This is a genomic window from Gilliamella sp. G0441, assembly GCF_050589305.1.
Lineage (GTDB): Bacteria > Pseudomonadota > Gammaproteobacteria > Enterobacterales > Orbaceae > Gilliamella.
On the sequence record NZ_JBNRJF010000004.1, the window covers coordinates 148,968 to 174,977 of the forward strand.

The 26,010-nt window shown below is 34.9% G+C and carries 27 protein-coding genes and 1 tRNA gene; 11 read left to right on the top strand and 17 right to left on the bottom strand.

The genetic code is table 11. The features are described from left to right. Window positions 1–85 precede the first annotated feature (85 nt). On the top strand, window positions 86–643 hold the full coding sequence (locus ACKJXD_RS05420) for a TetR/AcrR family transcriptional regulator (protein WP_430875749.1): 558 nt from the start codon (window positions 86–88) through the stop codon (window positions 641–643). Between the two features lie 212 nt (window positions 644–855). On the opposite strand, the gene ACKJXD_RS05425 is transcribed toward ACKJXD_RS05420, so the two are convergent. After that, window positions 856–943: transfer RNA gene (locus tag ACKJXD_RS05425), tRNA-Ser, on the bottom strand. 191 nt (window positions 944–1,134) lie between these two features. Between ACKJXD_RS05425 and ACKJXD_RS05430 the strand changes: the two genes are divergently transcribed. From ACKJXD_RS05430 to ACKJXD_RS05455, 6 genes are read left to right on the top strand one after another with little or no spacing between them, the layout of a single operon-like run. Next, the gene (locus tag ACKJXD_RS05430; RefSeq protein ID WP_220216655.1) at window positions 1,135–1,452 is read left to right on the top strand and encodes a TusE/DsrC/DsvC family sulfur relay protein; all 318 of its coding nucleotides are present in this window, start codon (window positions 1,135–1,137) and stop codon (window positions 1,450–1,452) included. Between the two features lie 21 nt (window positions 1,453–1,473). Next, complete coding sequence (ftsB, locus tag ACKJXD_RS05435; protein WP_220217273.1) at window positions 1,474–1,767, top strand: cell division protein FtsB; 294 nt, start codon at window positions 1,474–1,476, stop codon at window positions 1,765–1,767. Window positions 1,768–1,778: 11 nt separating this feature from the next. Then, the gene (gene ispD, locus ACKJXD_RS05440) at window positions 1,779–2,495 is read left to right on the top strand and encodes a 2-C-methyl-D-erythritol 4-phosphate cytidylyltransferase (protein WP_255556820.1); all 717 of its coding nucleotides are present in this window, start codon (window positions 1,779–1,781) and stop codon (window positions 2,493–2,495) included. Next, window positions 2,486–2,962 (top strand): 2-C-methyl-D-erythritol 2,4-cyclodiphosphate synthase, encoded by a 477-nt coding sequence (ispF, locus tag ACKJXD_RS05445; protein ID WP_220216656.1) that lies wholly within the window; start codon window positions 2,486–2,488, stop codon window positions 2,960–2,962. Before ispD ends, ispF begins: the two co-directional genes overlap by 10 nt. A gap of 30 nt (window positions 2,963–2,992) precedes the next feature. Further along, complete coding sequence (gene truD / locus ACKJXD_RS05450; RefSeq protein ID WP_430875750.1) at window positions 2,993–4,015, top strand: tRNA pseudouridine(13) synthase TruD; 1,023 nt, start codon at window positions 2,993–2,995, stop codon at window positions 4,013–4,015. Between the two features lie 5 nt (window positions 4,016–4,020). Then, on the top strand, window positions 4,021–4,647 hold the full coding sequence (locus ACKJXD_RS05455) for a protein-L-isoaspartate(D-aspartate) O-methyltransferase (protein ID WP_220216658.1): 627 nt from the start codon (window positions 4,021–4,023) through the stop codon (window positions 4,645–4,647). Between the two features lie 172 nt (window positions 4,648–4,819). Here the strand turns inward: ACKJXD_RS05455 and pnuC are convergent, their stop codons facing one another. Both pnuC and nadR read right to left on the bottom strand, forming a co-directional pair. Then, window positions 4,820–5,515: a nicotinamide riboside transporter PnuC gene (pnuC, locus tag ACKJXD_RS05460; protein ID WP_220216659.1), complete on the bottom strand. Its 696-nt coding sequence runs from the start codon at window positions 5,513–5,515 to the stop codon at window positions 4,820–4,822. 2 nt (window positions 5,516–5,517) lie between these two features. Further along, a complete protein-coding gene (gene nadR / locus ACKJXD_RS05465; protein ID WP_220216660.1) occupies window positions 5,518–6,753 on the bottom strand; it encodes a multifunctional transcriptional regulator/nicotinamide-nucleotide adenylyltransferase/ribosylnicotinamide kinase NadR in 1,236 nt (411 codons plus the stop codon). A 233-nt stretch (window positions 6,754–6,986) separates the two neighbouring features. Between nadR and ACKJXD_RS05470 the strand changes: the two genes are divergently transcribed. Both ACKJXD_RS05470 and recD read left to right on the top strand, forming a co-directional pair. Continuing rightward, window positions 6,987–8,564 carry a mucoidy inhibitor MuiA family protein gene (locus ACKJXD_RS05470; RefSeq protein WP_430875751.1) on the top strand — a complete coding sequence of 526 codons (1,578 nt, stop codon included), beginning with the start codon at window positions 6,987–6,989 and terminating at the stop codon, window positions 8,562–8,564. Between the two features lie 24 nt (window positions 8,565–8,588). Continuing rightward, window positions 8,589–10,436 carry an exodeoxyribonuclease V subunit alpha gene (recD, locus tag ACKJXD_RS05475; protein ID WP_430875752.1) on the top strand — a complete coding sequence of 616 codons (1,848 nt, stop codon included), beginning with the start codon at window positions 8,589–8,591 and terminating at the stop codon, window positions 10,434–10,436. Window positions 10,437–10,496: 60 nt separating this feature from the next. On the opposite strand, the gene ACKJXD_RS05480 is transcribed toward recD, so the two are convergent. The 12 genes from ACKJXD_RS05480 to trxB all read right to left on the bottom strand — a co-directional run bounded on the left by ACKJXD_RS05480 (window position 10,497) and on the right by trxB (window position 22,213). Then, entirely contained in the window at window positions 10,497–11,222 is a 726-nt protein-coding gene (locus tag ACKJXD_RS05480) for an amino acid ABC transporter ATP-binding protein (RefSeq protein WP_065559141.1), read from the bottom strand. Then, complete coding sequence (locus ACKJXD_RS05485; protein ID WP_430875753.1) at window positions 11,219–11,920, bottom strand: ABC transporter permease subunit; 702 nt, start codon at window positions 11,918–11,920, stop codon at window positions 11,219–11,221. The genes ACKJXD_RS05480 and ACKJXD_RS05485 overlap by 4 nt, the downstream gene beginning before the upstream one ends. A 1-nt stretch (window position 11,921) precedes the next feature. Further along, window positions 11,922–12,641 (bottom strand): amino acid ABC transporter permease, encoded by a 720-nt coding sequence (locus ACKJXD_RS05490; RefSeq protein ID WP_255556824.1) that lies wholly within the window; start codon window positions 12,639–12,641, stop codon window positions 11,922–11,924. A 166-nt stretch (window positions 12,642–12,807) separates the two neighbouring features. After that, window positions 12,808–13,716 carry a glutamate/aspartate ABC transporter substrate-binding protein gene (locus ACKJXD_RS05495; protein WP_220216665.1) on the bottom strand — a complete coding sequence of 303 codons (909 nt, stop codon included), beginning with the start codon at window positions 13,714–13,716 and terminating at the stop codon, window positions 12,808–12,810. Window positions 13,717–13,942: 226 nt separating this feature from the next. Next, entirely contained in the window at window positions 13,943–15,484 is a 1,542-nt protein-coding gene (gene lnt / locus ACKJXD_RS05500) for an apolipoprotein N-acyltransferase (RefSeq protein WP_294827202.1), read from the bottom strand. After that, the gene (corC, locus tag ACKJXD_RS05505; RefSeq protein ID WP_220216667.1) at window positions 15,477–16,349 is read right to left on the bottom strand and encodes a CNNM family magnesium/cobalt transport protein CorC; all 873 of its coding nucleotides are present in this window, start codon (window positions 16,347–16,349) and stop codon (window positions 15,477–15,479) included. The genes lnt and corC overlap by 8 nt, the downstream gene beginning before the upstream one ends. A 103-nt stretch (window positions 16,350–16,452) precedes the next feature. Then, window positions 16,453–16,917 (bottom strand): rRNA maturation RNase YbeY, encoded by a 465-nt coding sequence (gene ybeY, locus ACKJXD_RS05510; protein ID WP_430875754.1) that lies wholly within the window; start codon window positions 16,915–16,917, stop codon window positions 16,453–16,455. A 14-nt stretch (window positions 16,918–16,931) separates the two neighbouring features. Next, complete coding sequence (rlmH, locus tag ACKJXD_RS05515; protein ID WP_430875755.1) at window positions 16,932–17,402, bottom strand: 23S rRNA (pseudouridine(1915)-N(3))-methyltransferase RlmH; 471 nt, start codon at window positions 17,400–17,402, stop codon at window positions 16,932–16,934. Between the two features lie 4 nt (window positions 17,403–17,406). Next, window positions 17,407–17,724 carry a ribosome silencing factor gene (gene rsfS, locus ACKJXD_RS05520; RefSeq protein WP_220217275.1) on the bottom strand — a complete coding sequence of 106 codons (318 nt, stop codon included), beginning with the start codon at window positions 17,722–17,724 and terminating at the stop codon, window positions 17,407–17,409. 178 nt (window positions 17,725–17,902) lie between these two features. Next, the gene (gene cydC, locus ACKJXD_RS05525; RefSeq protein WP_430875756.1) at window positions 17,903–19,534 is read right to left on the bottom strand and encodes a heme ABC transporter ATP-binding protein/permease CydC; all 1,632 of its coding nucleotides are present in this window, start codon (window positions 19,532–19,534) and stop codon (window positions 17,903–17,905) included. Beyond that, a complete protein-coding gene (gene cydD / locus ACKJXD_RS05530; protein ID WP_430875757.1) occupies window positions 19,528–21,243 on the bottom strand; it encodes a heme ABC transporter permease/ATP-binding protein CydD in 1,716 nt (571 codons plus the stop codon). Before cydD ends, cydC begins: the two co-directional genes overlap by 7 nt. A 16-nt stretch (window positions 21,244–21,259) precedes the next feature. Further along, entirely contained in the window at window positions 21,260–22,213 is a 954-nt protein-coding gene (trxB, locus tag ACKJXD_RS05535) for a thioredoxin-disulfide reductase (RefSeq protein ID WP_430875758.1), read from the bottom strand. A 397-nt stretch (window positions 22,214–22,610) separates the two neighbouring features. On the opposite strand from trxB, the gene ACKJXD_RS05540 reads away from it, so the two are divergent. Then, window positions 22,611–22,796 (top strand): hypothetical protein, encoded by a 186-nt coding sequence (locus tag ACKJXD_RS05540; protein ID WP_220216673.1) that lies wholly within the window; start codon window positions 22,611–22,613, stop codon window positions 22,794–22,796. A 59-nt stretch (window positions 22,797–22,855) separates the two neighbouring features. Here ACKJXD_RS05540 and ACKJXD_RS05545 read toward each other — a convergent pair whose 3' ends face one another. Both ACKJXD_RS05545 and ACKJXD_RS05550 read right to left on the bottom strand, forming a co-directional pair. Further along, the gene (locus ACKJXD_RS05545) at window positions 22,856–23,512 is read right to left on the bottom strand and encodes an NAD(P)H-dependent oxidoreductase (RefSeq protein WP_430875759.1); all 657 of its coding nucleotides are present in this window, start codon (window positions 23,510–23,512) and stop codon (window positions 22,856–22,858) included. 8 nt (window positions 23,513–23,520) lie between these two features. Continuing rightward, entirely contained in the window at window positions 23,521–24,783 is a 1,263-nt protein-coding gene (locus tag ACKJXD_RS05550; protein WP_430875760.1) for an AmpG family muropeptide MFS transporter, read from the bottom strand. A gap of 226 nt (window positions 24,784–25,009) precedes the next feature. Between ACKJXD_RS05550 and ACKJXD_RS05555 the strand changes: the two genes are divergently transcribed. Next, on the top strand, window positions 25,010–25,996 hold the full coding sequence (locus ACKJXD_RS05555; RefSeq protein WP_430875783.1) for a 2-hydroxyacid dehydrogenase: 987 nt from the start codon (window positions 25,010–25,012) through the stop codon (window positions 25,994–25,996). Window positions 25,997–26,010: the final 14 nt, after the last annotated feature.

Here is a 26,010-nt window from a genome sequence, read left to right on the forward strand (position 1 = left end):
TGGATAGATAATATGAACAGATCTGTACACTAACTTGATAATAGTACAGATCTGTTCACTCTGCAATTTATTTGGGTGATTTATTTTGAAAAAAACAGATGAATTAATTATTAAGACTGCTGAAAAACTGTTTTATCGGACTGGTTTTTCAAGTGTAGGCGTTGATGATATAAGGGATATGTCAGGTTGTTCTAAAACCACTTTATATAATCACTTTGGAAGTAAAGATAAACTTATAGTAGAAGTATTAAAACATCGAGACTCAATATTTCGTTCAAAGCTTCAGGATTCTATTACAGAACTTAATGGGAAAAATGCTATTTTGGGAATATTTAAATGGCATAAAAAATGGTTTTCCGAAGTGGATTATAATGGCTGTTTATTCATGCGAGCAGTGGAGGAAATGCATGAAACCTTGCCTTGCGTATCAGATATCCTTATGGAGCATAAAGAATTTGTTAGAAGCCTAATTTATTCAAAACTTGAAGATTATTCCGATAAAGCGTCTTTGACAAATAAACTGATGGTGATTCTTGAAGGGCTTATTAATGTAGGTGTAGAGTATAAAAATGATAAGAGTCTTCGTGATCAGATTGAACAAGACGCCATTAACTTAGTATCAGACTTGTTGAATAGGCATTAAGTATACAAGTAGGTATTCGGTAGAGTTTATTGTAATCACTTTAAGGTTATTCGTTTTTATTTATAAAAATCTAATATTTTGGAAAAATAATAATTTAAAGGTTACGATATATTTTAACTGTATATTCTAAGTTAATTCTATGTGATATTACTTAAGAAGGATAATTTATTAATTTTTTGAATTGAAACTAATTGATTAATATTTAGGAAAGATGGCGGAAGCGCAGAGATTCGAACTCTGGGAGGGTCGCCCCTCGCCGGTTTTCAAGACCGGTGCTTTCAACCGCTCAGCCACACTTCCGCAATGGCTGTGAATATTAAAGGAGTCGGGCTTATTTGTAAATAGCTATTTTTGAAAAAAAGCGTGTTTGCTTTAATTTTCGTCAATTTTAAGCATTATTCGCTTCATACTGTGACTTTAACCATCAAAATTAGTGTTGGATTGCATATAATTGAGTATAATATCCAGAAAATAAAACAGCGTGCTGAAAAATGTTAGAACAGATAAAAACAGATGATAACGGTTATTTAAAAAATTGGCAGGATTGGTCTGTTGAGCTAGTGCCAGAACTAGCGCTAAAAGAATCCATTGAATTAACTCAGGCTCACTGGGATGTTATCTTATTTGTTCGTGATTTCTATTTGGAATATAAAACGTCACCTGCGATTCGAGCACTAGTCAAGGCATTAGAAAAAAAGTTTGGACCAGAAAAAAGTAATAGCCGTTATCTATATAAGTTATTTCCAGAAGGTCCAGCTAAACAAGCAACTAAATTAGCCGGTTTACCTAAACCAGTAAAATGCATTTAAATAAAAGGAAATGTTAAATTGATTAGGAACTGGAAATTAACGTTAATATTATTAGGGGTACTTGGCTATTTGCAGTACTCTTTGTGGTTTGGAAAAAATAATGTCTATGATTATCAGGAAAATGTGCATATGCTTGCCAGCTTGCATGAAAAGAATAATAAACTTAAAGCACGCAATGAACAGATGTTTGCTGAGATTAACGATTTGCAACGTGGTTCTGAAGCAATAGAAGAGCGAGCGCGTAGCCATTTAGGTATGGTAAAACCAAATGAATATTTTTACCGAATAATTATCGATTCTAATTCTCATCAATAATAAGGCATTATGTGAATAACTCGAGTAATATTATTGCAATCGTTCCGGCAGCAGGGATTGGTAGCCGAATGAAAAGCCAAACGCCTAAACAGTATCTCAAAATTGGTTCAATGACCATTTTAGAACATACGTTACATAAGTTACTATCTCATCCAAGAATAAGTCAGATTATCGTTGCTATCCATGCTCAAGATAACTTTTTTGCTACTTTGCCTATTGCGACTCATCCTGCAATTAATGTTGTGCATGGCGGTTTAACGCGCGCTGATTCAGTTTTGGCCGGGTTAAATATTCTAAACGATGAACAATGGGCTTTAGTGCATGACGCAGCCAGACCTTGTGTTGATCATAATGATATTAGTCGTTTAATTAATACTGTGTTTGAAACACAACAAGGCGCTATTTTAGCAACGCGTATTAGTGATACTGTCAAACGAGCTTACCAGACCAATGACAACGTTATCGAATCTTCAGAAGATCGTACGTATTTGTGGGGAGCTGCTACACCACAGTTATTTAAAGTCGGCGAACTAAAGTCTTGCTTAAAACAAGCTTTAAATAATCATATATCAATTACAGATGAGGCGTCAGCAATTGAATATGCTGGTGGACATCCACGCTTGGTTGAGTGCCGCCGTGATAATATAAAAATTACACATCCTGAAGATTTAGCACTGGCCACATTTTATCTAACTAACCAAATGCAAAAAGGTGATATATGCGAATAGGGCACGGATTTGATGTTCATAAATTTGGGGGGGAAGGGCCCATTACTTTAGCAGGTGTAAAAATACCCTATCAATATGGATTGGTTGCACACTCTGATGGCGATGTTGTGTTACATGCGATTACTGATGCGCTAATTGGTGCATTAGCATTAGGCGATATTGGAAAACTTTTTCCTGATACTGATCCTAAATATAAAGGTATTGATAGTCGCATATTACTCAAAGAGGTCTATAGCATTGTTCAAGCAAAAGGTTACCAGTTGGTCAATTTAGATACCACTATTATTGCACAAGAACCGAAAATGCGTCCTCATGTTGATCAAATGCGAGTTAATATTGCCGAAGATCTCAATGTTCATTTTGATCAAATCAGTGTTAAAGCCACCACAACTGAACAACTAGGCTTTACTGGGCGCAAAGAAGGTATCGCATGTGAAGCCGTAGTATTACTCTCTCAAAAACGTTAAATTGATTCATTTATATAATAGGCATTATTCGTGTTAGCAGAACTTAATTATTTATATGGAAAGCCGAAGACAACGGGACAATACAAGCAACAATATGAAGATTTTGTGGTGACAGAAGATCTTGGTTTTGAATTAACCGGCGAAGGTGAACATGTCTTTGTTTATCTTGAAAAAAGGGATTGTAATACTATTTTTGTTGCTGAACAGTTAGCAAAATATGTCGGTATTTCGTCTAAATTGGTGAGTTATGCCGGTCTTAAAGATCGCCATGCAGTGACTCAGCAATGGTTCAGTTTACATATGCCAGGAAAAGAATCACCTAATTTTGATGATTTTGATTTGTCAGGTTGTCAGATTCTTAAGGTTACAAGGCATAATAAAAAATTAAAAATAGGTGCGTTAAAAGGTAATTACTTCCAAATTAGATTAACTAATTTGAGTGATAACAGTGAACTTGAATCAAAATTAGCTTCAATTAAGCAACATGGCGTTCCTAATTATTTTGGCGAGCAGCGCTTTGGTCGAGATGATAATAATATAACTCAAGCCTTAAAATGGGCTAATGGTGAAATTACCGTTAAAGACCGTAAAAAAAGAAGTTTTTATCTCTCAGCAGCACGTAGTGCCATTTTTAATGATGTTGTCAGTAAACGTATCGAACAAGGTTTGCATCAAACCGTTTTAGATGGTGATATTTTACAATTAGCCCAACGAGGAAGTTGGTTTGTTGCGCAATCGAATGACCTGTCATTACTACAGTCACGCCTATTAAATGGTGAAATTAATATTACTGCGCCTATGATTGGGGATTCTCAACTTGGTACTCAATCTTGTTCACTCGAATTTGAACAAAAATGTTTAGCCAACTGGTCACAATTTACTGAATTATTTAAGAAAGAGCGTGTTGAAACCGCAAGACGTTCAATATTATTGCGCCCACAGCACCTTAATTGGCAATGGATAAATGATGATAGCATTGAAATTAACTTCTATTTATCATCAGGTTGCTATGCAACAAGTGTAATACGTGAATTGATTACAGAAAATGAGTAACTAGCATGCAAAGTTTAAAAATGCAGTCTTTAATTAAATTACTGCGTCAGCAAGGAATCAAAGATGAGCGAGTATTAGCCGCTATTGCTTCCATACCTCGTGAGTATTTTATTGATGAAGCTCTTTCTCATCAAGCTTATGATGATCGTTCTTTACCTATTGGTAGTGGACAAACTATCTCTCAACCTTACATCGTTGCACGCATGACTGAATTGTTAAAACTCAAACCTGATTCAAAAGTTCTTGAAATAGGGACGGGTTCAGGTTATCAAACAGCAATTTTGGCAAAATTAGTTGATCATGTCTGTTCGGTGGAAAGAATAAAGAGCTTACAGTGGAATACTAAACGTCGTTTAAAACAACTCGACATTCACAATATTGCCACTCGGCATAGTAATGGTTGGTTAGGGTGGTCTGAGCGTGGTCCCTTTGATGGTATTATTGTTACCGCAGCCGCTTCTGAAGTACCAATTAATCTTGTTAACCAATTAGCAGATAAAGGTCGATTAGTGATACCCGTAGGAGTAAACCATCAGGTTTTACAATTAATTGAGCGTAATGGCGATAGTTATATAACGAAAAATATGGGCGAAGTAAAATTTGTACCTTTGGTGAAAGGTGAAATTGAATAACGCTGTTTATCTATATTAATGCCAATATCTCAACAGGTTAACTTAAAAATTGAAGTATCAATTTAGGTTTGTCTCACTGCTAGTCAAAAAATAGAAAATAAGTTTATTATTTTCTATTTTTTGATTATGAAATTATCCATTTAACGACAATCTGCTAATGAGACACAACATGTTAGGTCGTTTGTTTTGATTCAGATTGTTTCCATTCACAAATACCGTAAATGGCATTGAAAAGGTAGATTAAATATTGCGTTGCGATTACGATATTATTTGTATATATATTTAACCCAATCACTAACACATTTAATATCACCCATAAATACCAATTGAATGAATAACGCATCATTAATAGTAGTTGAGCTACAACGCCTAATCCGAAGATAAAACAGTTTGTAATTAATTGATAAACGGTATTTTCAACACCCATTGCGTTGGTTAAGTAGACGTTGAAAAATACTGCTGCGATTAGAAAAATCAGGGTATATAAAAAAGCATTTTCACTCAACGAACGCACTTTTACATTTTTATGTGTATCTTGATTTTTTTCCCAAGTGATTAACCCAACAATATGCGATCCAAAATAGTAGAAAGTTGGCAAGCCTGCGCCAATATTGTTACCCAAGTAATTGGCATAGCACTCTGCAACCACTGCCAGCATACCGATAAGGTTTCCCATATTTTTGCGTTTAGCCAATAAAATAACACATAGTAGCCCACAAAAAGCACCAATATACGAAACAAAATAACGTAAATTTAAATGGGTAAAAGGATCAGTATATAAAAAGGCTAACGTAACACAAAGTACACAAAATAGAGGGTAAAATTTATTACGTCCAATAAATATTGCAAGATGACTTAAATTATTCATAATTAATACTCTTTATCATTAATAAGTTGATTAACCAATTCAATACAACGTAAATAGCGCTCTTCGTAATCAGGTGAATCAATTGGAATATATTTGATATTATTTTTTTCAAGAATTGAGATAAGTAATTGTTGAAAATCTTTCCGTTGTTTTGGACTGCCTAGTGAACGTAGTCCGTCAGCAACCCATGGAGTGTTATTACCTAACAATATCACTAAATCAAAACGATAGTTGTTGATCATCGCCTGTAGAAAAGGGTGTTCTTTACCTTCATATTTTTTACAAAAAGCTTGAGTAGTAACAAAATCAGTGTCAATAAAAGAGACCTTATTGGCGTGTTTAATTGCGAAATCAATATATTGTGCATGACCTAATGCGATTTTATCGTAATCAGCATATTGTAAGGCACGTTCATCCCCCCCAAGCTGTGAAAATACATAATCACGACCATATTCCCATGCACTAGTCGTATTGAATACATTGGCGAGTTTATTAACCAGTGTTGATTTTCCACTGGATTCTCCGCCTAAAATAGCAACAGTTCTAACAAAAAATGGTCTTACTTCAGTCGGAATATATTGCCAATTTTGCAGCGGAGCTTGACGGATTTGAGTCCCACTGACTTGCATAAATTTTCGTTCTGGGTCGATAAGTACTGTTTCTAAATCGAATAAATCTTTATACATAGCGACATCTTGCGGTTCACTCGAGTAGACGCAATTGGGTTTTATGCCTTTTTCTCTAAATAGTTTTTTGACACGATCACTCCACTCAAGCCAACCGTTTGGATACGCAGGAATTCCATCTTCTTTTAATAATTCAATATGGATATTTTTTTGATATTTAAACGTTTGCAGTAACCAACGAATACGATCATTAATTGTTGGTTGGCGAGACATTGCACTTTGTTCAAACAGTGCCATATCACGGATAGTATCTGAACAGAGCACAACATAAAGTTCATCGACTTGACTAATGGCTCGTTGAATTAAATGAATATGCCCAGTATGTAATGGGTAAAACTTACCAAATATAACACCAACTTTTTTATTTATCGTCGATTCTTCAATTTGTAAATAGTGATGAAGTGATTTTAGTTTTTGTGCGCTAGGATTTTTAACCTTATCATTGATAAGTTGACTTAAATAACCTTTGGTCATTTTACAAGCATCGGCAACAGTTTGTAGGGATAAATTTTTTCGCTTAATTGCCTGTTTTAGATAGCTAAAATTACTCATAGCAACACCTCTCTTTTTTTGTGTTTTATATCTGTAACATAATTTATACTAATTTTATTAAATGTTCAATATATTAAACAATTAAAATAATTTTATCTTATTAATTTAAATCTAATAGTAATTAAATATAAAATAGGGGATACTTTTATAATCCTAAAAAATAGGCAATCTTCATTTTAAGTAAAATTAGTAAATTAATACATAAAATCAGAAAGATATAAGGAAATAATTCAATGAAAAAAATTGCATTAGCAATTGCATTAATTTCGGGAAGTGCTTTGGCTGATAATAACGTTAAATTAAATAAAGTGACATTATTTATTCAGGGCGCAGAATTACAAGGTCAGTCAACTGTTTCATTAACCAAAGGTGAAAGTGAAATAGTATTAACAGGTATTGCTAATGAGGTTAAACCAAATACAATCAATGTAGGTTTTGGTAATAATAGTGATGTCCGAGTATTATCTACATCATTTAATGATAAATATCTGGCTAATATTCGTAACGCCGAAGATATTCAATCAATTATTGAAAAACAGAAACAATTACAAGAAAAGCGTGATACAGTAGAAATCCAACTCAAAGCTGTTAAGGAACAAATTTTGCTTTTACAAGGTAACCGTTTAGATACTTTAGCTAAAAAAGGGCCTGATGACTTAACAGCAATGAAAAATGTATTAGATTTTGTGAAAACTAATATGACCACATCGTTAAATGAACAAAATCGATTACAAAAAGAAGTCGATCAGTTAGACGAGCAGATAAGCGAATATCAAAAACAACTAGATGAAAAGCAAACTAACAATGGAAAACTACACAATGCCGTTATAGTCAAAGTCGCTTCTGACAAAGATATAACGCTACCTATCACGCTTTCATATATCACAACTAAAGCAGGTTGGGAACCAGCTTATGATGTGCGAGTAGCGGATATCAATTCGCCACTCCAATTAACATATAAAGCAGAAATCCACCAAAACACTGGTTTAGATTGGCAAAATGTTGATTTTAGTTTATCGACATCTAATCCGAGCAAAGATATTACTCCACCAGTTTTTAATCCATGGTATATTGACGTTTATAATGAAAAAAGCGGTTTATTTTTTTCCAGCTCTGAAAAACAAGAGTACTATGAACGTGACGCCAAATCGAAATTGGTTAATCCTAGTCAAATTGGCAATGTTAATACATTAGGTATCAATACCCAATTTGATATTAAATTACCTTATACAATCAAAAACGATAGTAAAAATAACATAATCACATTACAAACCAAAGATGTTAAAGCAAATTACCAATATGTTTCAATGCCTAAATTTAATAATAACGCATACTTACTAGCGCAAATAAATGATTGGGATAAGCTGAATTTATTATCAGGAAAAGCCAATATCTTTTTCAGTGGTAATTTTATGGGGGAAACGATGATTTCAACCAAAAATACTAAAGGCTCATTGGATTTTTCATTAGGGCGTGATAAAAATATCTTAGTTTCCAGAAATCGTAATATAAAAGAGACCTCGACGCCTACACTATTTGGTGATGATGTTTCAGAAAAATATGCTTATACTATTGAGGTCAAAAATACCAAAGCGTTGCCAATAAATATTATTGTGAAGGATCAACTACCTGTTATCTTAAATAAAGCGGTAACACTTAATGATACCAAATATGATGGCGCAAAATATGACAAACAAACCGGATTATTAACGTGGCAATTCACCTTAAACCCAAGTGAAAGTAAAAACCTTAATCTAAGTTTTAAAATCACTTATCCAGATGGTAAAGAACGAGATATATATGGTTTATAAACCGAATAAAACAAAGTATAAAGTATGTTAATTACATGGTTAGAACAATTTAAGCAAAATAGTCAGATCAGTTTATTAGATCTTCATTTGGCTCAATTTTTGGTTAATAAAATTGATTGTGAAGATGAAGTCATTGCTAAACGTTTTGCTTTTTTAGTTTTATCCTTAAGTATGGAAGTAAGAGCAGGGCACGTGTGCCTTGATCTTACTCGATTAGAAAATATTGAGCCACAAATCTGGTCAGAACTTAATTCACCGACGAATAACGATTGGATTAATGTACTTAAGTTAGCGTCTAATAAACATGTTGTCAGTTTTGGAGATCAACTAGCACCTTTAGTTTTTATTGAAAACAAACTCTATTTTCAACGCATGTGGTTAGATGAACGTTTTGTTGCACGCTATTTCAATCAAACTCAATTGGATATTACGCCAAACATCAATTTAAAAAAAATACTCGACCAACTATTTTCTCACAATAGCGCAAGTATTGACTGGCAAAAGATTGCTGTTGCTGTTGCATTAACACGAAAAGTTGCCATCATCTCTGGTGGGCCGGGTACAGGTAAAACAACTACCGTAGCTAAAATCCTAGCAGGAATAGTATTAAACAACCCGGCAACGCGAATCGTAGCAGCTGCGCCAACCGGCAAAGCAGCATCTCGATTAACAGAATCCTTAGGGCGAGCAATTGAACAGCTATCTTTTGAATCATTAAATATTAAAACCGAAGCAGTAACACTTCATCGACTATTGGGCGCAAAAACTGATAATCGCTCGTTTAGTTATAACAAGAATAACCAATTACATATCGACGTTCTTGTAATTGATGAAGCCTCAATGGTTGATCTCAATATGATGGCGAGAATTATTGAAGCCCTACCTGCTTCTGCTCGACTAATTTTATTAGGTGACAAAGACCAACTTTCATCAGTTGAGGCCGGAGCGGTCTTTGGAGACTTATGTCACTTTATTTCAAATGGGTACAGCCAATCAAGAGCCGATGAGCTAAGCAAGTTAACCGGCTATACCATCCCAATTACCAACCAACCAGTAACAACAATCGCTGATAGCATCTGTTTACTGAAAAAAAGTTATCGATTTAACGAGTCATCCGGTATTGGATTGTTAGCAAATGCAGTAAAAGAAGGGCAGTATCATAATGTTAAAAAGCTACTTGCTGATAATACTTTGCAAGATGTTAGTTATTATGAACTTTCATCACGTCAAACCTACCAAGCGCTTTTAGAAGACTGTGTTGAACATTATAAAGATTACTTAAATGCCATTAGGCATCACTCAAATAATGATATAGCTGCTGTTTTGGCTAAATTTGCTCAATGCCGTTTATTATGTGCTGTACGTGAAGGAAAATTTGGCGTAGAAGGATTAAATAAACAAATTGAACTGCTACTAGCTAAACATAAATTGATTAATTTAAAGCAACGTGAACAATGGTATATCGGTCGACCAGTTATGATTTTACGTAACAGCACATCGTTAGGTTTATACAATGGTGATATAGGGATTACACTAAATGCAAAACATGATAGTTCTAAATTGCGAGTCTATTTTCCTTTTTCGGATGGCATAATTAAAGGCTTTTCACCTTATCGACTACCTGAACATGAAACAGCCTATGCAATGACAATACACAAATCACAAGGGTCGGAATTTGATCATGTAAATATAATACTACCTACTGAATTCTCACCGTTATTAAATCGCTCTTTACTTTATACTGCAATCACTAGGGCGAAAGAGTCAGTATCCATTTACGCTGATACAAAAATTTTAGAGCGGGTAATTAAAAGTCAAATACATCGGGAAAGTGGATTAGTTAAACAAATAACAAATTATTCGCAAAAGTAAAAGAATTAAAAAGTAGATTAAGCAAGCACCAACTAATAATAGCTGGTGCTTTTTTATATATTAATGAATAATCTTCGCTAAAAAGTCTTTAGCACGATCTGATTCTGGGTTACTAAAGAATTGCTCTTTAGATGTATCTTCAATAATCTCACCAGCATCCATAAAGATAACACGATGTGCCACTTTTCGAGCAAAGCCCATTTCATGGGTTACAACCATCATGGTCATACCTTCATAAGCTAGTTCGACCATGACGTCTAATACTTCATTAACCATTTCAGGGTCAAGTGCTGAAGTTGGTTCGTCAAATAACATGACAATAGGATCCATACAAAGTGCTCGTGCAATAGCAACACGCTGTTGTTGACCACCAGAAAGTTGAGCTGGATACTTATTTGCATGGGCAAGTAAACCAACACGATCTAACAATGACAATGCTTTTTCACGCGCTTCTTTTTCTGATCGTTTTAACACCTTGATTTGGGCTAGTGTTAAATTCTTTAAAATCGTTAAATGTGGGAACAGTTCAAAATGCTGAAACACCATACCGACTTTCGAACGTAATTTTGCTAAATTAGTTGATTTGCTAGTCACTTCAGTGCCATCAATAATAATTTTACCCTTTTGTACGGGTTCTAAACCATTAACCGTTTTAATCAGCGTTGACTTACCTGATCCAGAAGGACCACAAACTACGACAACTTCACCTTTACCAACTCGTGTTGTACAGTTTTTTAATACCTGAAATTGTCCATACCATTTTGATACATTTTCTAAGGAGATCATCGACTTATCCCTTTTTTGAAATAATTAACTAAACATGAAGCAGTAAAACAAATTATAAAATAAATTGCTGCTGCAAAAATAATCATAGAATATTTGACTGTGCCGCCTTGCACACTACCAATTTGAGTAACACTTGCACCAAATAGGTCAATTAAACTCATTACATAAACCAGCGAGGTGTCTTGGAATAAAATAATCCCTTGAGTTAACAGTAATGGAATCATCGATCTAAATGCTTGAGGTAATATAACTAAACGCATTGATTGGCTTTTAGTCATTCCTAAAGCATAAGCAGCATGATATTGACCTTTAGCAACAGCGCTAATCCCTGCTCGAATAATTTCAGAATAATAAGCGGCTTCAAAAAGTGCAAAAGCAATCATAGCCGAAGCAATACGCACATCTGCATAAGGAGGAAGATTAAACAAATGTTTAATAACCTGTGGTAGTGCTAAATAGAACCATAACAACACTAATAAAAGTGGAATGGAACGGAATAAATTGACATAGCACTTAGCAAAAACATTGAATATTTTAATGTTTGATAGACGCATTAACGCCAGTACAGTACCCCAAACTATGCCAAACACGACAGCAATAAACGTTATTTTAGTTGTTAACCATAACCCACTTAATAATAATGGATAATTTTCAATGACCAATGAAGGAATATCCGCAATCCAATTAATTAACTGCATATTATCCTCCTTGACTCATATTTGGTAAACGAGTGTACTTTTCAACATTTCGCATAATAAAAAGGACAGCATAATTTATTATTACGAAAGCCAGAGTAACACCACACAATACTTCAATAATACAGTTTGTTGCATCATTGATACGTTCAATTTGCCCAATTAAATCAATTAGACCAATCGTAGAAGCTACAGAGGAGTTTTTAATAATATTGGTCATCTCTGATGTTAAAGGTGGAATAATCCTACGATAAGCATTTGGTAATAAAATATAGCGATAAGCCTGTTTGTTAGTCAAACCAAGCGCTATGGCTGCATATCGTTGTCCTTTAGGCAATGTTTGGATGCCGGTTCTTACCTGCTCAGCAATACGAGCAGAGGTAAACAATCCCAATGCAATGGCGGCAGTAATGAAGGCACTAACATTTGGAGACAATTCAGACATAAACCAAGTTTTAAAACTTCCGCTTAATAACTCTGGGAAAAGCATGTACCACAAAAACATTTGTACCAATAAAGGAATATTACGGAATATTTGTACATAGCATCCAGCAAACTTGTTTAACAGCTTGTTGTCTAATGTACGGCAAATACCAACTAATGATCCCAATATAAAGGCAATGATCCATGCGGTGATTGCTAACGAAATTGTGACAAAAACACCATCGAGTAGCCAGTTTAAGTAAATACCGTCTCCATAAGGGGTCGGCTCAAAAAATAGCATCCAATTAAAGCCTGATATGAAATCACAAATATGTTTCCAAAAAGCTGTAAAAGGTTCCAAAGCTAGTATTCGATTAAAACTCATAATATATTTAATTCACATAAATTAGATTATGTACTAAATGTTTTGACATTTAGTACAAAGGATTAGAAATAGAAGAAAAGTGTTAATCTAATGCTTTATCATTAGGATTTGCAAATAATTCAACCATTTTTGGTGAAATTTCAAGTTCCATATTTGCACCTTTTGGCGGCACAGGTTGAGTAAACCATTTATTATATGATTCTAATGCTTTTCCAGATGTTTGTGCATCAGCAATTGCCTTATCCATTAATTGCTTAAATTGAACGTCACCTTTTCTTAACATACAACCATAAGATTCATAAGAAAGCGGTTCGCCAATAATTTTCCATTCACTTGGATTAATTGCACGAGAACGCTCACCGGCTAATAATGCATCATCCATTAAAAATGCTGCTGCTCGACCTGTTTCAAGTGCATTAAATGCATCACCATGATCTTTAGGTGTAATAATACGGATATTTAATTTTTCTTTATTATTGATTTGATTCAAACGGATTTCTGATGTTGTTCCTGCTGTAGTTACAACATTCTTGCCTTTAAGATCTTCAATACTATTGATATTGCTATCCGCTTTAACTAAAAAACGTGTGCCAACAATAAAGATGGTATTTGAAAAACCAACCGTTTTTTGGCGTTCAAGATTGTTTGTCGTTGAACCACATTCAAAATCATATGTGTAGTTATTCAGTAATTGTATACGTGTCTTAGAAGTAACTGGTAAATATTTTACTTTAAGATCAGGCATATTTAACTCTTTTTTGACCGCATCAACAATTAAGTTAGAATAATCTTGAGAATAGCCAATCACTTCTTGGTTTTTACCGTAGTAGGAAAATGGAATAGAAGATTCACGATGACCAACAACAATCACACCACTATCTTTAATTTTGGCTAATGTGCCAGTAAGTTCTTCAGCTACCGCCGAACCACTTATTAGACCTAACATTGCAAATGATAACACTAATTTGGTTAATTTTGTTTTTATGTTCATACTCATCTCCTACTGTTTAATTTGTATCATATTAAATAAATTTAATATTTTACAAAGGACGTATATTATAACTTATTTTTAAGCATAAAAGTACTTTTTACTGTTTATTTATATATTAACGGAGCTAATAACCAACAATATTTGTCAATAAATGGCAATAAATTGGTAATTTAATTTTATTTTGAACTCATTATTTTTAAGCAAAAATTGTGCCAGTATTGAGGTTTTATGAGCGTTTTTTTATTATCAGTAGAATAAACATAAATAACATTATGATTATATGTAGTTTATTACCCCACATGGCGTAAGGTGTTAAACCAGTTGTTGGTGATAAAGATTGTGTTAATACCGCTCTTTCAAATTGTGGTAATTGTTTGATAATTTTACCGTGATGATCAATTATTGCCGTAATGCCTGTATTGGTACTACGTATAAGTGGGCGACCAAACTCTAATGCTCTAGCTTGTGCCATTTGGAGATGTTGTTTAGGGCCAATACTGTTTCCAAACCAAGCGTCGTTTGAAACAGTCAGTAAAAAGTCAGTATCAGCTGTAAAATTTTTCCATATTAAATCAGATAAAATGACTTCATAACAAATCGCAGTGGTAAATTTGAACCCTTTTATTTTCAATGGGGGCTGATTACTATTACCGGGCTGCATTGTAGACATCGGAATATCTAATATGTTAGCTATTGGTTTTAGTAGTGAAGATAAAGGGGTAAACTCACCAAATGGCACTAAATGATGTTTCTGATAACGATTAGTGGTCGGGTACTGATAAGGTGATTTTTCACCTAATACTAAAAGGGTATTAAAAACATCAGCATCTTCTTGATATTTACTTTCTTTAAATCGATAGTCGATGATACCAACAGCAATTTCTGAATCATGACGTCTTGCTAGTTTATCTAAATAATATAAAAAGGGTTGTTGATTGATTTCATAATCGGTAATACTTGCTTCAGACCAGATTATGATTTTATTTTGACCTAAATTGGCTTGGGTCAGTTCTGCATAGGTATCTAACGTGTTGTTAAGCTGTTGCCTATTCCAACGTATAGATTGAGAAATATTTGCTTGAATTAATGAAAAATCAGCCACTCGATGACTATCAATTGTCGTCCAATTAATGTTGTTGAACGAAAATGGTGCAACAAAGACTGCAAAAAGTGCAATAAACGCACCAATTAGGTGCTTATTTATTCTTCGTTTTGTTAATTGATGCAAACTATAAGCAAGCAGTCCACATAAAATAGTGGTGAGTAATGTCACACCATCTATTCCAATAATGGGAAAATAAGATCGTAAAGGGCTGTCAAGTTGACTATAACCCAACTGTAGCCAAGAAAAGCCTGTTAAAATATTACTGCGTAAAAACTCTGTGAATTGCCAAAGAATAGGTGCGGCAAACACGAATTGCTTTAATGAAAATTGTATTGCAAAGCGTTTTAGAGAACTAAGCAGAAATGCAAATAACATAGGATAGAGTGATAGGTAAAGGATTAAAAGTCCTAAAATAATTAATGCAACAGGTGAGGGTAACTCACCGTACTGCTTAATGCTGATATAAACCCAATGTACACCCGCTGAAAAATAACCAACTCCCCAACTTAGTCCTATCAGCATTGCTTGTTTTTTGGATTTGTCTGCTATAAGCCATAAAAAACCAGTAAAGGAAATAAAAGCTAAAGGCCAAATATGAAAGGGAGCATAACTAAAAACAGCAATACTCCCAAACAATAATGCTAACAGTAAATGTTTAAGCATTTTCAGATAACTCAAGATTAGGAACCGTTGCACCTTCAGGGATGGTGACATGAAGCTGAATGATTCGTCGACGATCGGCAATGGTCACTTTAAACTGATAACCATCAATAGTTATAGTTTCACCTCTTAATGGCAGACGTCCAAAATGTTGCATGACTAAACCACCTATTGTATCCATTTCGTCATCACTAAATTCGGTTTTAAAAACATCGTTGAAATCTTCAACAGGCGTCAGCGCTCGAACTGTATAAACTGAAGGGGATAAACGACGAATATCACGATCTTCAATCTCGTCAAATTCATCTTCGATATCACCAACAATTAACTCTAAAATATCTTCAATGGTAACTAAACCGGAAACACCGCCAAATTCATCGATAGCCATTGCCATATGATAACGTTCCATTCGAAACTCTTTTAACATATGATCAACTCGTTTACTTTCTGGTACGACAACAGTCGGGCGTAAAATTTTTTTCAAATCAAAATCATCTACACCTTGACGAATAAACATGAGGAGATCTTTGGCTAACAAAATGCCTTCGATATGATCTCTATCTTCACTGATGACAGGATAACGAGAATGCCCATGTTCAGAGATAATACTTAGACACTCATCAAGCGTATAATTATCTTTAATTGTAACAATTTGAGAACGAGGAATCATAATATCGCGAACTCGCTGTTCCGCAATATCCATTACCCCTTCAATCATATCGAGAGTATCAGGATCAATTAGTTCGTTTTCTTCGGCTTCCCGAATTACTTCAATCAGCTCTTCTTTATCTTTAGGTTCTGAATTGAATAACTGACTCAACCATAATGTAAACCCTTTTTTAGGGCTCCGATGATTGTCATCGCTCATTTGCTCGATTCCTTAGTTATTTTGCATGTGTAAATTATTTTTATACTCAAGCTAGGTTAATATGAATAAAATCAAATTAGAATAGTGTAATCAATACACTCAATTAGTCAATGGGTTGATACGGATCATCAAATCCTAATTGTTTCATAATATCGATTTCGATATTTTCCATTTCTTCTGCTTCTTCGTCAACAATATGATCATAACCAAGTAAATGCAAACAGCCATGCACTATCATATGAGCCCAATGCGAAATTAATGATTTATGTTGTTCAATCGCTTCTTTTTCTACAACTTGTTTACAGATAATCAAATCACCTAAAAGTGGCACTTCAATATCAATTGGCGACTCAAAAGGAAAAGATAATACATTGGTCGGTTTATTTTTTTGTCGATAGGTATGATTTAATTGTTGGCTTTCTGCTTCATCAACAATACGAATCGTAATTTCTGCTTGATCCATAAATTGAGGCAAAATAACGTTTAACCACTGCATGATTTGTTGTTCAGTGGGCAAGTGATCAGGCTGCGTTGTCGCAATTTGCAGATCTAAGATAATTTCACTCATGATAAACTCTGTCATTATTCTCGATGATAAGGATGATTAGTCGTTAAACTCCATGCTCGATAAAGGCTTTCAGCCACAATTACCCGAACGAGAGGATGAGGTAAAGTAAGGGGTGATAATGACCAACTTTGTTCTGCTGCTGCTTTACAAGCCGGCGAAAGACCTTCAGGCCCACCAATTAATAAACTGACATCACGTCCGTCTATCTTCCAACGTTCCAATTGTTCAGCTAAATTGTGAGTGGTATGAGGTTTACCTGGAATATCAAGTGTCACAATACGGTTACCTTTACCACAAGCACTAAGCATTGATTCACCTTCTTTATCTAAAATGCGAACGATATCAGCATTTTTAGTGCGTTTTCCTGCCGGTATTTCAATCAGTTCTAAAGGCATATCTTTCGGAAAACGAGAACGATAATCATCAAAAGCTGTTGTGACCCAATTAGGCATTTTAGTGCCAACAGCGATGAGCTGTATTTTCACCTAATTAACCCCAAAGTTTTTCAAGTTCGTAAAGTTGACGACTTTCTTCTTGCATGATGTGCACAATCACAGAATCCATATCAACAACAACCCAGTCAGCATCATTTTGTCCTTCACTGCCTAAAACCAGATATCCATGTTTTTTGGCTTCATCAATTAAATGCCCAGCAATTGAAGACACGTGGCGATTTGATGTTCCTGTACAAATGACCATGTAATCAGTAATACTTGATTTACCTTTCACATCAAGAATAACAATATCCTTGCCTTTTAAATCATCAATTTTATCTGTAATGAAATCCTGTAATGACTGTTGCAAAATAAACTCTCTATCAATCAAAATAAAGCACTAGTATAACATATTTTTAAAAATTGCAGTGTAGATAAGCTATCGGCAAAAGTCATCTTACAAAATATTTAAATATCTTAATTGGTTTATCGCTTATTGAGGTTTGACTGTTTAACACTTTAAACAGTCAAAATATAAGATATTCGCTAGACTAGAGCGAAATTACTCGATCAAATAACGGATTATCAATTAAACGATGCGTTACCATGAGTAAAGTTTTATTTTTACAGGTTTGTTGGATAAGTTTAATGATTTGCTGTTCCGTTTGTTGATCCAAGCTTTCGGTCGGTTCATCCATTAAAATCAAGGGTGAATGATGCAGTAATGCTCGAGCAATCCCAATACGGCGAATTTCACCGCCCGATAACGCACGCCCACCTTGCCCAATGAGTAAATCGAGACCTTTTTCAGTGATAAGTAATTTATCCAGTTCAACTTGATGTAAAACATCTATCAATTGCTGATCGGTAGCCTGCTCATTACCAATCAGCAAATTTTGCCGTAACGTATCGCTAAAAATGGTAATAACTTGTGGAACGACGGCTATAGCTTGGCGTAAAGTTTTTTCATCCAATTGATTAATTGGGATGTTATTCAAACAAATTGAACCGGAGTTTGGCTCCCAAATACGATTAATCAGATTGAGTAGTGTTGATTTACCACACCCGGTTTTACCAATCAATCCAATATGCTCACCAGATTCAACTGTTAACGAAAAATCCTTTAATATGATAAAAGGTTGATTTGGATAACTAAAATTAACTTTATCAAAGTGTAATTTAGCCATTGTTAAATCAAGTTTTTTACCTTCTTTCACAAAGGTAATTTCAGGTGTTTGACTAAAAATAGCCGTTATACGGGATGCCGATGCGATGACTTGCCCTAAAAATATAAAGGCATTAGGAATGGGCATTAAAATTTCTGCACTGGCAAGACAAACAAATACAAATAAGGCAACTAATGGCGAAAGTGTATATTGAGTAATGAGCCATAACACAAGCAGTGTTAAAAAACCCGAAATCAATAAAACTAATGCACTCGATAGTGCCATTAACGTTGATTGACGTTGTTGGTTACTAAGCCACTGTGATTCAAGTTCATCAAGTTTATCGCGATACTTTGCTTGGGCATTAAATAAAGTAAGTTCAGCTTGCCCTTGTAAATAGCTAATCAGTTGCGAACGATAATCGCTTTGTTGTTTTGCCAATGTCTCGCCTAATTGTTTACCAGCATAATAAAAAATCACAGGTACAGTAAGCAAAGTCAGCGTTAGAATAATGGTGATGATGAGCGCAATAGGTAGATTAATGTAACTTAATCCGATAAATAAAATCGCGATCATTATCAATGCGGTTACAATGGGCGAAAAAAGTTTTAAATAAAGATGATCAAGCGCATCAATATCGACAATAAATCGATTAAGCAAATCCGCTTTTTGATATTGTGCTAATTGATTGGCACTTAATGGTAATAGTTTGCGAAAAGCTAATGTCCTTAAATAGGCAAGAATTTTAAAGGTTGTATTATGATCAACTAAACGCTCCATATAGCGTGCTGCCGTTCGGGTTATCGCTGCTGCTCGAACGCCAGCAGCAGGCAGCATATAATTGAAACTATACAAACCAGCCACACCTACAAAAGCGGTTGATGCTAAAAACCAACCAGATAAAGAGAGCAAAAACACACTTGCAAACAGGGTGAGAATCGATAAAGATAAACCAATTAAGATTTGCCAAAAATAGTGCTTATACAGAGCAATGTATGGACGCAAAATCGCTAGCATGTGATCTCCTTAACGTTACAATTTAATTGACCATGAGCCAGTTGCCAAACTTGATCTGCATACTGCATATCGTCCGACTGATGGGTAATTGTAATCGTATTAGGGGCAATATTATGTCGTTCTAAATGATTAATTGTTTCCTGATCTAAGCTTGCTGTAGGTTCATCTAAAATCAATAATTGGCAAGACTTCAGCATCGCTCTGGCTAAAGCCACGCGCTGTGCTTGTCCAATCGATAACCGGATAGCATCTTCGCCAATAAGGGTATCTAACCCCTCGGGCAATTTAGCCACAACGTCAATAAGCTGTGCTTTACAAATGACGGCTTGAAGTTCTTCATTACTGGCATGCGGATTACCAAGTAAAATATTATCTCGTACAGAACTATTTAAAAGATAGGGATGTTGACCAATCCAACTGACTTGTTTTTGCCAATCAGTGATATTTAATTGATTAAACTCAATCCCATTGATTTTTAATGAGCCTTGATAAGGTAAAAAACCAAGTAAAACTTGCATTAACGAACTTTTCCCCTCGCCACTGGTTCCTATTAATGCTAATTTAAAAGGCGCCTTTAGCGAAAATGATAAAGGGCCAACAATAGGGTGTCGCTCATTGGATAACACGATTAAGTTATCTGCTTCAATAGATTTTAATGGCTCATTAAAGGGAATCGATTTTACTGGATGTTCAGCATTTATTGATGAATTTTCTTCACTTAAAAAGGATTCAATATTATCAGCGGCAGCAATAGCTTCGGCTTTCGCATGATAATAAGTGCCTAAATCACGTAAAGGTTGAAAAAATTCTGGCGCCAAAATTAACGCAAAAAATCCAGCGAAAAGCGTGACTGTGCCATTATAAGAACCAAAATCAAACTCACCTAAATAAGAAAATCCAAAATATACCGCCACAATGGCAATTGAAATCGAGGTGAAAAACTCTAAAACGGCAGAAGACAAAAAAGCGACTTTTAAAACTTGCATCGTTTTAACGCGAAAATCTTCGGATGCACGGTTGATCTCTTGAGCTTGTTTTTCACCTTGATAAAACAATCGAATGGTATTGAGACCTTTTAATCGATCTAAAAAATGACCGCTTAGATAACTCAATGCTTTAAAGTGGCGACGATTAATATCCGCAGCACCCATGCCCACTAAAATCATAAAAATCGGAATTAATGGCGCTGTAGCGAGTAAAATCAGTGCAGCAGCCCAATTAAATGGAAAGATTGCGATGCAGATTAAAATAGGTACCATACTCACTAAACGCATTTGCGGTAAATAGCGTGCAAAAAAATCTTGAAGATTATCGACTTGTTCGATGATCAAAGTACTCCATGCACCGGTGGTACTTCGATTTAAATAGGCAGGGCCCAATTTTTCAAGTTGATTGATTAATTGATGACGAATCTGTTTTCTAACTTTTTTGCCTAAAATAAAATTAATTTTCTCTCGTAAATAAAGTAAACCAGCGCGGACTAGAAACACAATAACCAAACAACCAAAATAAGGCAAAATGTCAAAAAAGCTGTGTTGCTCAATAATTAACTTTTGTAAGATTGTTGCCAACAAAGCCGCTTGAAAGATCACAAAAATGGTTAACAAAAAGCCGGTTAAAGTTGAAGCACGCAAGTCAGATTGATATCCTTTTGCATGCTGTTTTAGCCAATTTAATAAATAAGTCTGACGTTGTTTATCTAATGACATGAATATCAATATTTTTCTATTTTAAATTATCTAAATAGTGTTCTGCATCCAATGCTGCCATACAGCCCGTACCTGCCGAAGTGATAGCTTGCCGATAAATGTGATCCATCACATCGCCTGCTGCAAAAATTCCTTCAACACTGGTTTGTGTTGCTCGACCTTCTGTACCGGATTTGACTTTAATATATCCATCTTTTAACTCAAGCTGTCCTTCGAAAATAGTGGTATTCGGTTTATGACCTATGGCGATAAAAACGCCCATGACAGCGACTTCTTCACTGATATTCGGATCTTGGGTACTGAGTAGTCTTACACTCGTTACGCCCATATTGTCGCCCAAAATTTCATCAACAATTCGATGAGTATGTAAAATCACTTTTCCTTGTTGTACCTTTTCGTGCAATCTATCCATTAATATTTTTTCTGCTCTAAAAGTATCACGGCGATGAATTAAATGAACTTCACTTGCGATGTTTGCTAAATAAAGTGCTTCTTCGACAGCCGTATTACCGCCACCGACGACAGCCACTTTCTGATTACGATAGAAAAACCCATCACAAGTCGCACAAGCCGACACCCCTTTACTTTTAAAAGCTTCTTCAGAAGGTAAACCAAGATATTGGGCGGAAGCACCTGTCGCTATAATAAGGGCATCACAACTATATTCTGTTTCACTGCCATAAAGTTTATAAGGCTTAGTGCTAAAATCGACGCGATCAATATGATCGAAAATAATTTCGGTATTAAAGCGTTCGGCATGTTCTCGCATTTTAACCATCAATTCAGGCCCTGTTAAATCAGGCGTAGCTGCAGGCCAATTTTCGATTTCTGTGGTGGTGGTAAGCTGTCCGCCTTGTTGTAATCCGGTAATTAAGGTAGGGGACAGATTAGCACGTGCGGCATACACCGCTGCAGTATATCCAGCAGGGCCAGAACCCAATATTAATAAACGTACATGTTTTGTCTTCATTTTAAAATCCTTACTTATTTTGCTCTGGCATCTTATTATTAATTTTCGTGCGAAAAATTTTTTTTATTACTGACAGCCAACAAACAGTCTACCAATTGATATTAACGATATTTCTGGGGCACAAGTCTATCATTATCAATCTCATTCTGGCAAAAAAATTGATTATTGTAGCGATAGGTAAACACAATATATTTATTTAAATGGTGATAACCTGATTATCTTTTTGTTTTCAGTTTTTTTAATTGAATTTAAACTTTTTAAAACAATATTTGTTTTAGTTTTGAGTTTTTTACGTTTAAAATGTGCTTTTTTCTTATTCAAAACCTGTTACTTAATTTGATAACTATTATTCATTATTTTTAAAAATGAAATCCTAGCAAGATGGAGGGAAATAAAAGTGAATAATCCTTCAAAAGAAAGCGTAGAAGCCGTACTACGAAAAATAAATTGGGCGCAAGAAATTTTAACGTCATTGCAACAAAATGTTACTAATCCACAAATTGGTAATATTTTATCTGGTGTGGTGTTTATTATGGAGTCGGCATCAGTAGATGCCGAAACATTATATCAGTCGGTTAAATGAGTTTTAGTGTTGTTTTTTTCATTTTATTCCTTCCGTCGCCATTGGGCACGGAAGTTTTTTTAATTTGATAGATAAGTTGTGATATCTTCAAGTGGCCAGCGAATTTTTGTTGTAGGCTCATTTAATCGGTAACCGAAAGCTAAACACAGCCCTATTCCATAAGATTCATCACTGAATTGAGGCATATATTTTTCAAGTAGTTTAACCACTTTATCGTATTCAAATCCCCCAATAGCACACGAATCAATACTTCGATAAGCTGCTGCTGTCATCATATTGGCACAAGCAAGATAATCTTGCATTTCTGACCAATGATTAATGGTTAGTCCACTCGCTAAACCATGCTCACAAAAATTGATAAAATATTGACTGGCAACATCAATAGCGGTTTGATCATTTTCATCAGGCAAACTACGGGCAACTGTTCGACGCAAATACTCACTCTGTAATGTAAAATTATTGGCTTTACGATAAAGCACAATGACAAAATGTGAACAACTTGTTACCTGTTCTTGATTGTAACAAGCTGCACGTAATTCCGTTTTGATTTTATCATTATCCACAACGACAAAATGCCAAGGCTCAATACCAAAAGAAGAAGGTGATAACCGACCCGCTTCTAAAATGTACTCCATATCAGCCTGATCTATTTTTTTCGTTTCATCAAATCTTTTGCATGCATGCCGAAAATTTAATGCTTGAGTAAATTGATCCATATTCTCTCCTAAGTTTTTTTATTCCATGGTGCAACCACAAAAAGTAATAACATTCCTGGTATAGCAAGAATCGTACATAAACCATAAAAGGATGTCCATCCTAAATCTTCAACTAGGATACCTGTGGTAGCATTAATTAACGTTCTAGGAATGGAAGCAATACTGGTAAATAATGCAAATTGCGTTGCGGTATAAAGTGGGTTAGTGGTTTTAGCAATAAAAGCAACAAAAGCAGATGATCCAAGTCCAACCCCAAGGGCTTCAAATCCAATTACAAGTGCTAATAAAACTTTCTGGAAAAAGCCGATTTCAGTAAAAGGGCCTTCAATTGAAAGCCAAGCAAAACCTAATATTGAGACAACTTGTACAAAACCAAAACACCAAAGTGCTCGATTGATACCAATTTTTATCATTAAAATTCCACCGACTAAAGCACCAAATACACTTGGCCATAACGATGCATTTTTAGCAATTAAACCGATATCTAACCGATCGTATCCCATTTGTAGATAGAAAGGCGTTGCTAACGAGGTTGCCATACTATCACCTAATTTATATAAGAAAATAAAGGCTAAAATCAAAAGCGCTTTAATCACTCCATTACGTGTAATAAATTCACTAAAGGGTTTAATAATAATATCTTCAATGGAATGGGTTTTAGGGGTATAACTCTGAGGTTCTTTAACTAAAAGCGTCATAATAACAGCCGGAATCATAAAGAGTGCTGTAATAATAAAAACACTGCTCCAAGGCAAATAGCTGGATAAAATTAATGATAGCGAGCCAGGGACTAGACCTGCTATACGATAAGCATTAGTATGAATACTATTACCTAATCCTAACTCTTGGTCTGACAATAATTCACGTCGAAAAGCATCAAGTGAAATATCTTGCGTGGCAGAAAAGAGAGCAATAATGAATGAAATACTTGCAATCAACCAGATGTTTAACGAAGGAGAAAAGCATCCTAAACTGGCAATGGAAATCACTAATATAATTTGTGAGATAAACATCCATCCACGGCGTCGTCCCAAATTAAATAAAGCAATGTTATCCATAAAGGGAGCCCAAACAAACTTAAAAATATAAGGTATTTGAGTTAACGTAAATGCGCCAATTGTTTTGATATTGACACCTTCACTATCAAGCCAAGCGGGTAATAATTGCAATAAAAGATAAAAAGGTAGACCTGATGCGAATCCAGTAAAAATACATATCAGCATTTTAGTCGTAAAAATGGTCTTAACAATGGAGTCTTGCTTTCTATTCATTATTCAACATTATTGGTTAGTTTTTTAGCAAAGTGCTATCATAACATATCATTGTCAAAATAATCACTAAGGTCAAAGCAAACAATTCATCCATTTTGGCATTTGGCTGAAATTATTTTATTTAGGTTTACAATGTCTGTATAGTTTTAATGAAACTATAAAAAACAGAGACAACTAAACATGCGTTAATCACCATGAACAGAGGTGCAACAAAATGAAACATTCAATCAAAATTGCGGTTTTCAGTAGCAAACACTACGACAAAGAACATTTAGAGATTGCCAATAAAAAATTTGGTTTTAATATCGAATACTATGACCATAAACTCAGTCATAAAACAGCGGTAACAGCCCAAGGTTATGATGCCGTGTGTGTATTTGTTAATGATGAAGTTGATAAAACCGTTTTACAAAAACTTGCGCATTGTGGGGTAAAAATCTTAGCGTTACGTTGTGCAGGATTTGATAATGTTGATATTGCTGAAGCCAAAAAATTAGGCATTACCGTTGTCCGTGTACCAGCTTACTCACCTGAAGCAGTAGCCGAACATGCCGTTGCACTCATGATGACGCTCAATCGACGTACACATAAAGCCTATCAACGTACTCGTGATGCAAATTTTGCCCTTGATGGCTTAACTGGATTCAATATGCATAATCGTACTGCAGGCGTGATTGGTACCGGAAAAATTGGACAAGCAGTTATCCGAATTCTAAAAGGTTTTGGCATGAATATTTTAGCTTATGATCCTTTTCCAAATGATATTGCTGTCGAATTAGGTGCGCAATATGTTCAACTTGATGAACTCTATGCCAAATCTGATGTGATTACGCTTCACTGTCCAATGAGCCCAGAAAACTATCATCTACTTAATAAAGCTTCATTTGAAAAAATGAAAAATGGCGTCATGATTATTAACACCAGTCGTGGTGGATTACTGGATGCCACAGCAGCAATCGATGCCTTAAAGCAAACCAAAATTGGTGCATTAGGGATGGATGTTTATGAAAATGAACGAGACCTCTTTTTTGAAGATAAATCGAATGATGTTATTTTAGATGATGTATTCCGCCGATTATCATCGTGTCATAATGTCATCTTTACGGGACATCAAGCATTTTTAACTCAAGAAGCACTGCTGAATATTTCTGAAACCACCCTGAATAATATAAAACTCATTACAAGTGGTGAATCTTGTCAAAATATTGTTTAATAAAATAAAATACA

What these genes read in the sequence shown, in the direction of transcription:
- ACKJXD_RS05430 (WP_220216655.1), top strand. Translation starts at nt 1,135, where the DNA reads ATGTTAGAACAGATAAAAACAGATGATAACGGTTATTTAAAAAATTGG.
- ispF (WP_220216656.1), top strand. Translation starts at nt 2,486, where the DNA reads ATGCGAATAGGGCACGGATTTGATGTTCATAAATTTGGGGGGGAAGGG.
- ACKJXD_RS05455 (WP_220216658.1), top strand. Translation starts at nt 4,021, where the DNA reads ATGCAAAGTTTAAAAATGCAGTCTTTAATTAAATTACTGCGTCAGCAA.
- pnuC (WP_220216659.1), bottom strand. Translation starts at nt 5,515, where the DNA reads ATGAATAATTTAAGTCATCTTGCAATATTTATTGGACGTAATAAATTT.
- nadR (WP_220216660.1), bottom strand. Translation starts at nt 6,753, where the DNA reads ATGAGTAATTTTAGCTATCTAAAACAGGCAATTAAGCGAAAAAATTTA.
- ACKJXD_RS05470 (WP_430875751.1), top strand. Translation starts at nt 6,987, where the DNA reads ATGAAAAAAATTGCATTAGCAATTGCATTAATTTCGGGAAGTGCTTTG.
- recD (WP_430875752.1), top strand. Translation starts at nt 8,589, where the DNA reads ATGTTAATTACATGGTTAGAACAATTTAAGCAAAATAGTCAGATCAGT.
- ACKJXD_RS05480 (WP_065559141.1), bottom strand. Translation starts at nt 11,222, where the DNA reads ATGATCTCCTTAGAAAATGTATCAAAATGGTATGGACAATTTCAGGTA.
- ACKJXD_RS05485 (WP_430875753.1), bottom strand. Translation starts at nt 11,920, where the DNA reads ATGCAGTTAATTAATTGGATTGCGGATATTCCTTCATTGGTCATTGAA.
- ACKJXD_RS05490 (WP_255556824.1), bottom strand. Translation starts at nt 12,641, where the DNA reads ATGCTATTTTTTGAGCCGACCCCTTATGGAGACGGTATTTACTTAAAC.
- ACKJXD_RS05495 (WP_220216665.1), bottom strand. Translation starts at nt 13,716, where the DNA reads ATGAACATAAAAACAAAATTAACCAAATTAGTGTTATCATTTGCAATG.
- lnt (WP_294827202.1), bottom strand. Translation starts at nt 15,484, where the DNA reads ATGCTTAAACATTTACTGTTAGCATTATTGTTTGGGAGTATTGCTGTT.
- corC (WP_220216667.1), bottom strand. Translation starts at nt 16,349, where the DNA reads ATGAGCGATGACAATCATCGGAGCCCTAAAAAAGGGTTTACATTATGG.
- ybeY (WP_430875754.1), bottom strand. Translation starts at nt 16,917, where the DNA reads ATGAGTGAAATTATCTTAGATCTGCAAATTGCGACAACGCAGCCTGAT.
- cydC (WP_430875756.1), bottom strand. Translation starts at nt 19,534, where the DNA reads ATGCTAGCGATTTTGCGTCCATACATTGCTCTGTATAAGCACTATTTT.
- cydD (WP_430875757.1), bottom strand. Translation starts at nt 21,243, where the DNA reads ATGTCATTAGATAAACAACGTCAGACTTATTTATTAAATTGGCTAAAA.
- trxB (WP_430875758.1), bottom strand. Translation starts at nt 22,213, where the DNA reads ATGAAGACAAAACATGTACGTTTATTAATATTGGGTTCTGGCCCTGCT.
- ACKJXD_RS05545 (WP_430875759.1), bottom strand. Translation starts at nt 23,512, where the DNA reads ATGGATCAATTTACTCAAGCATTAAATTTTCGGCATGCATGCAAAAGA.
- ACKJXD_RS05550 (WP_430875760.1), bottom strand. Translation starts at nt 24,783, where the DNA reads ATGAATAGAAAGCAAGACTCCATTGTTAAGACCATTTTTACGACTAAA.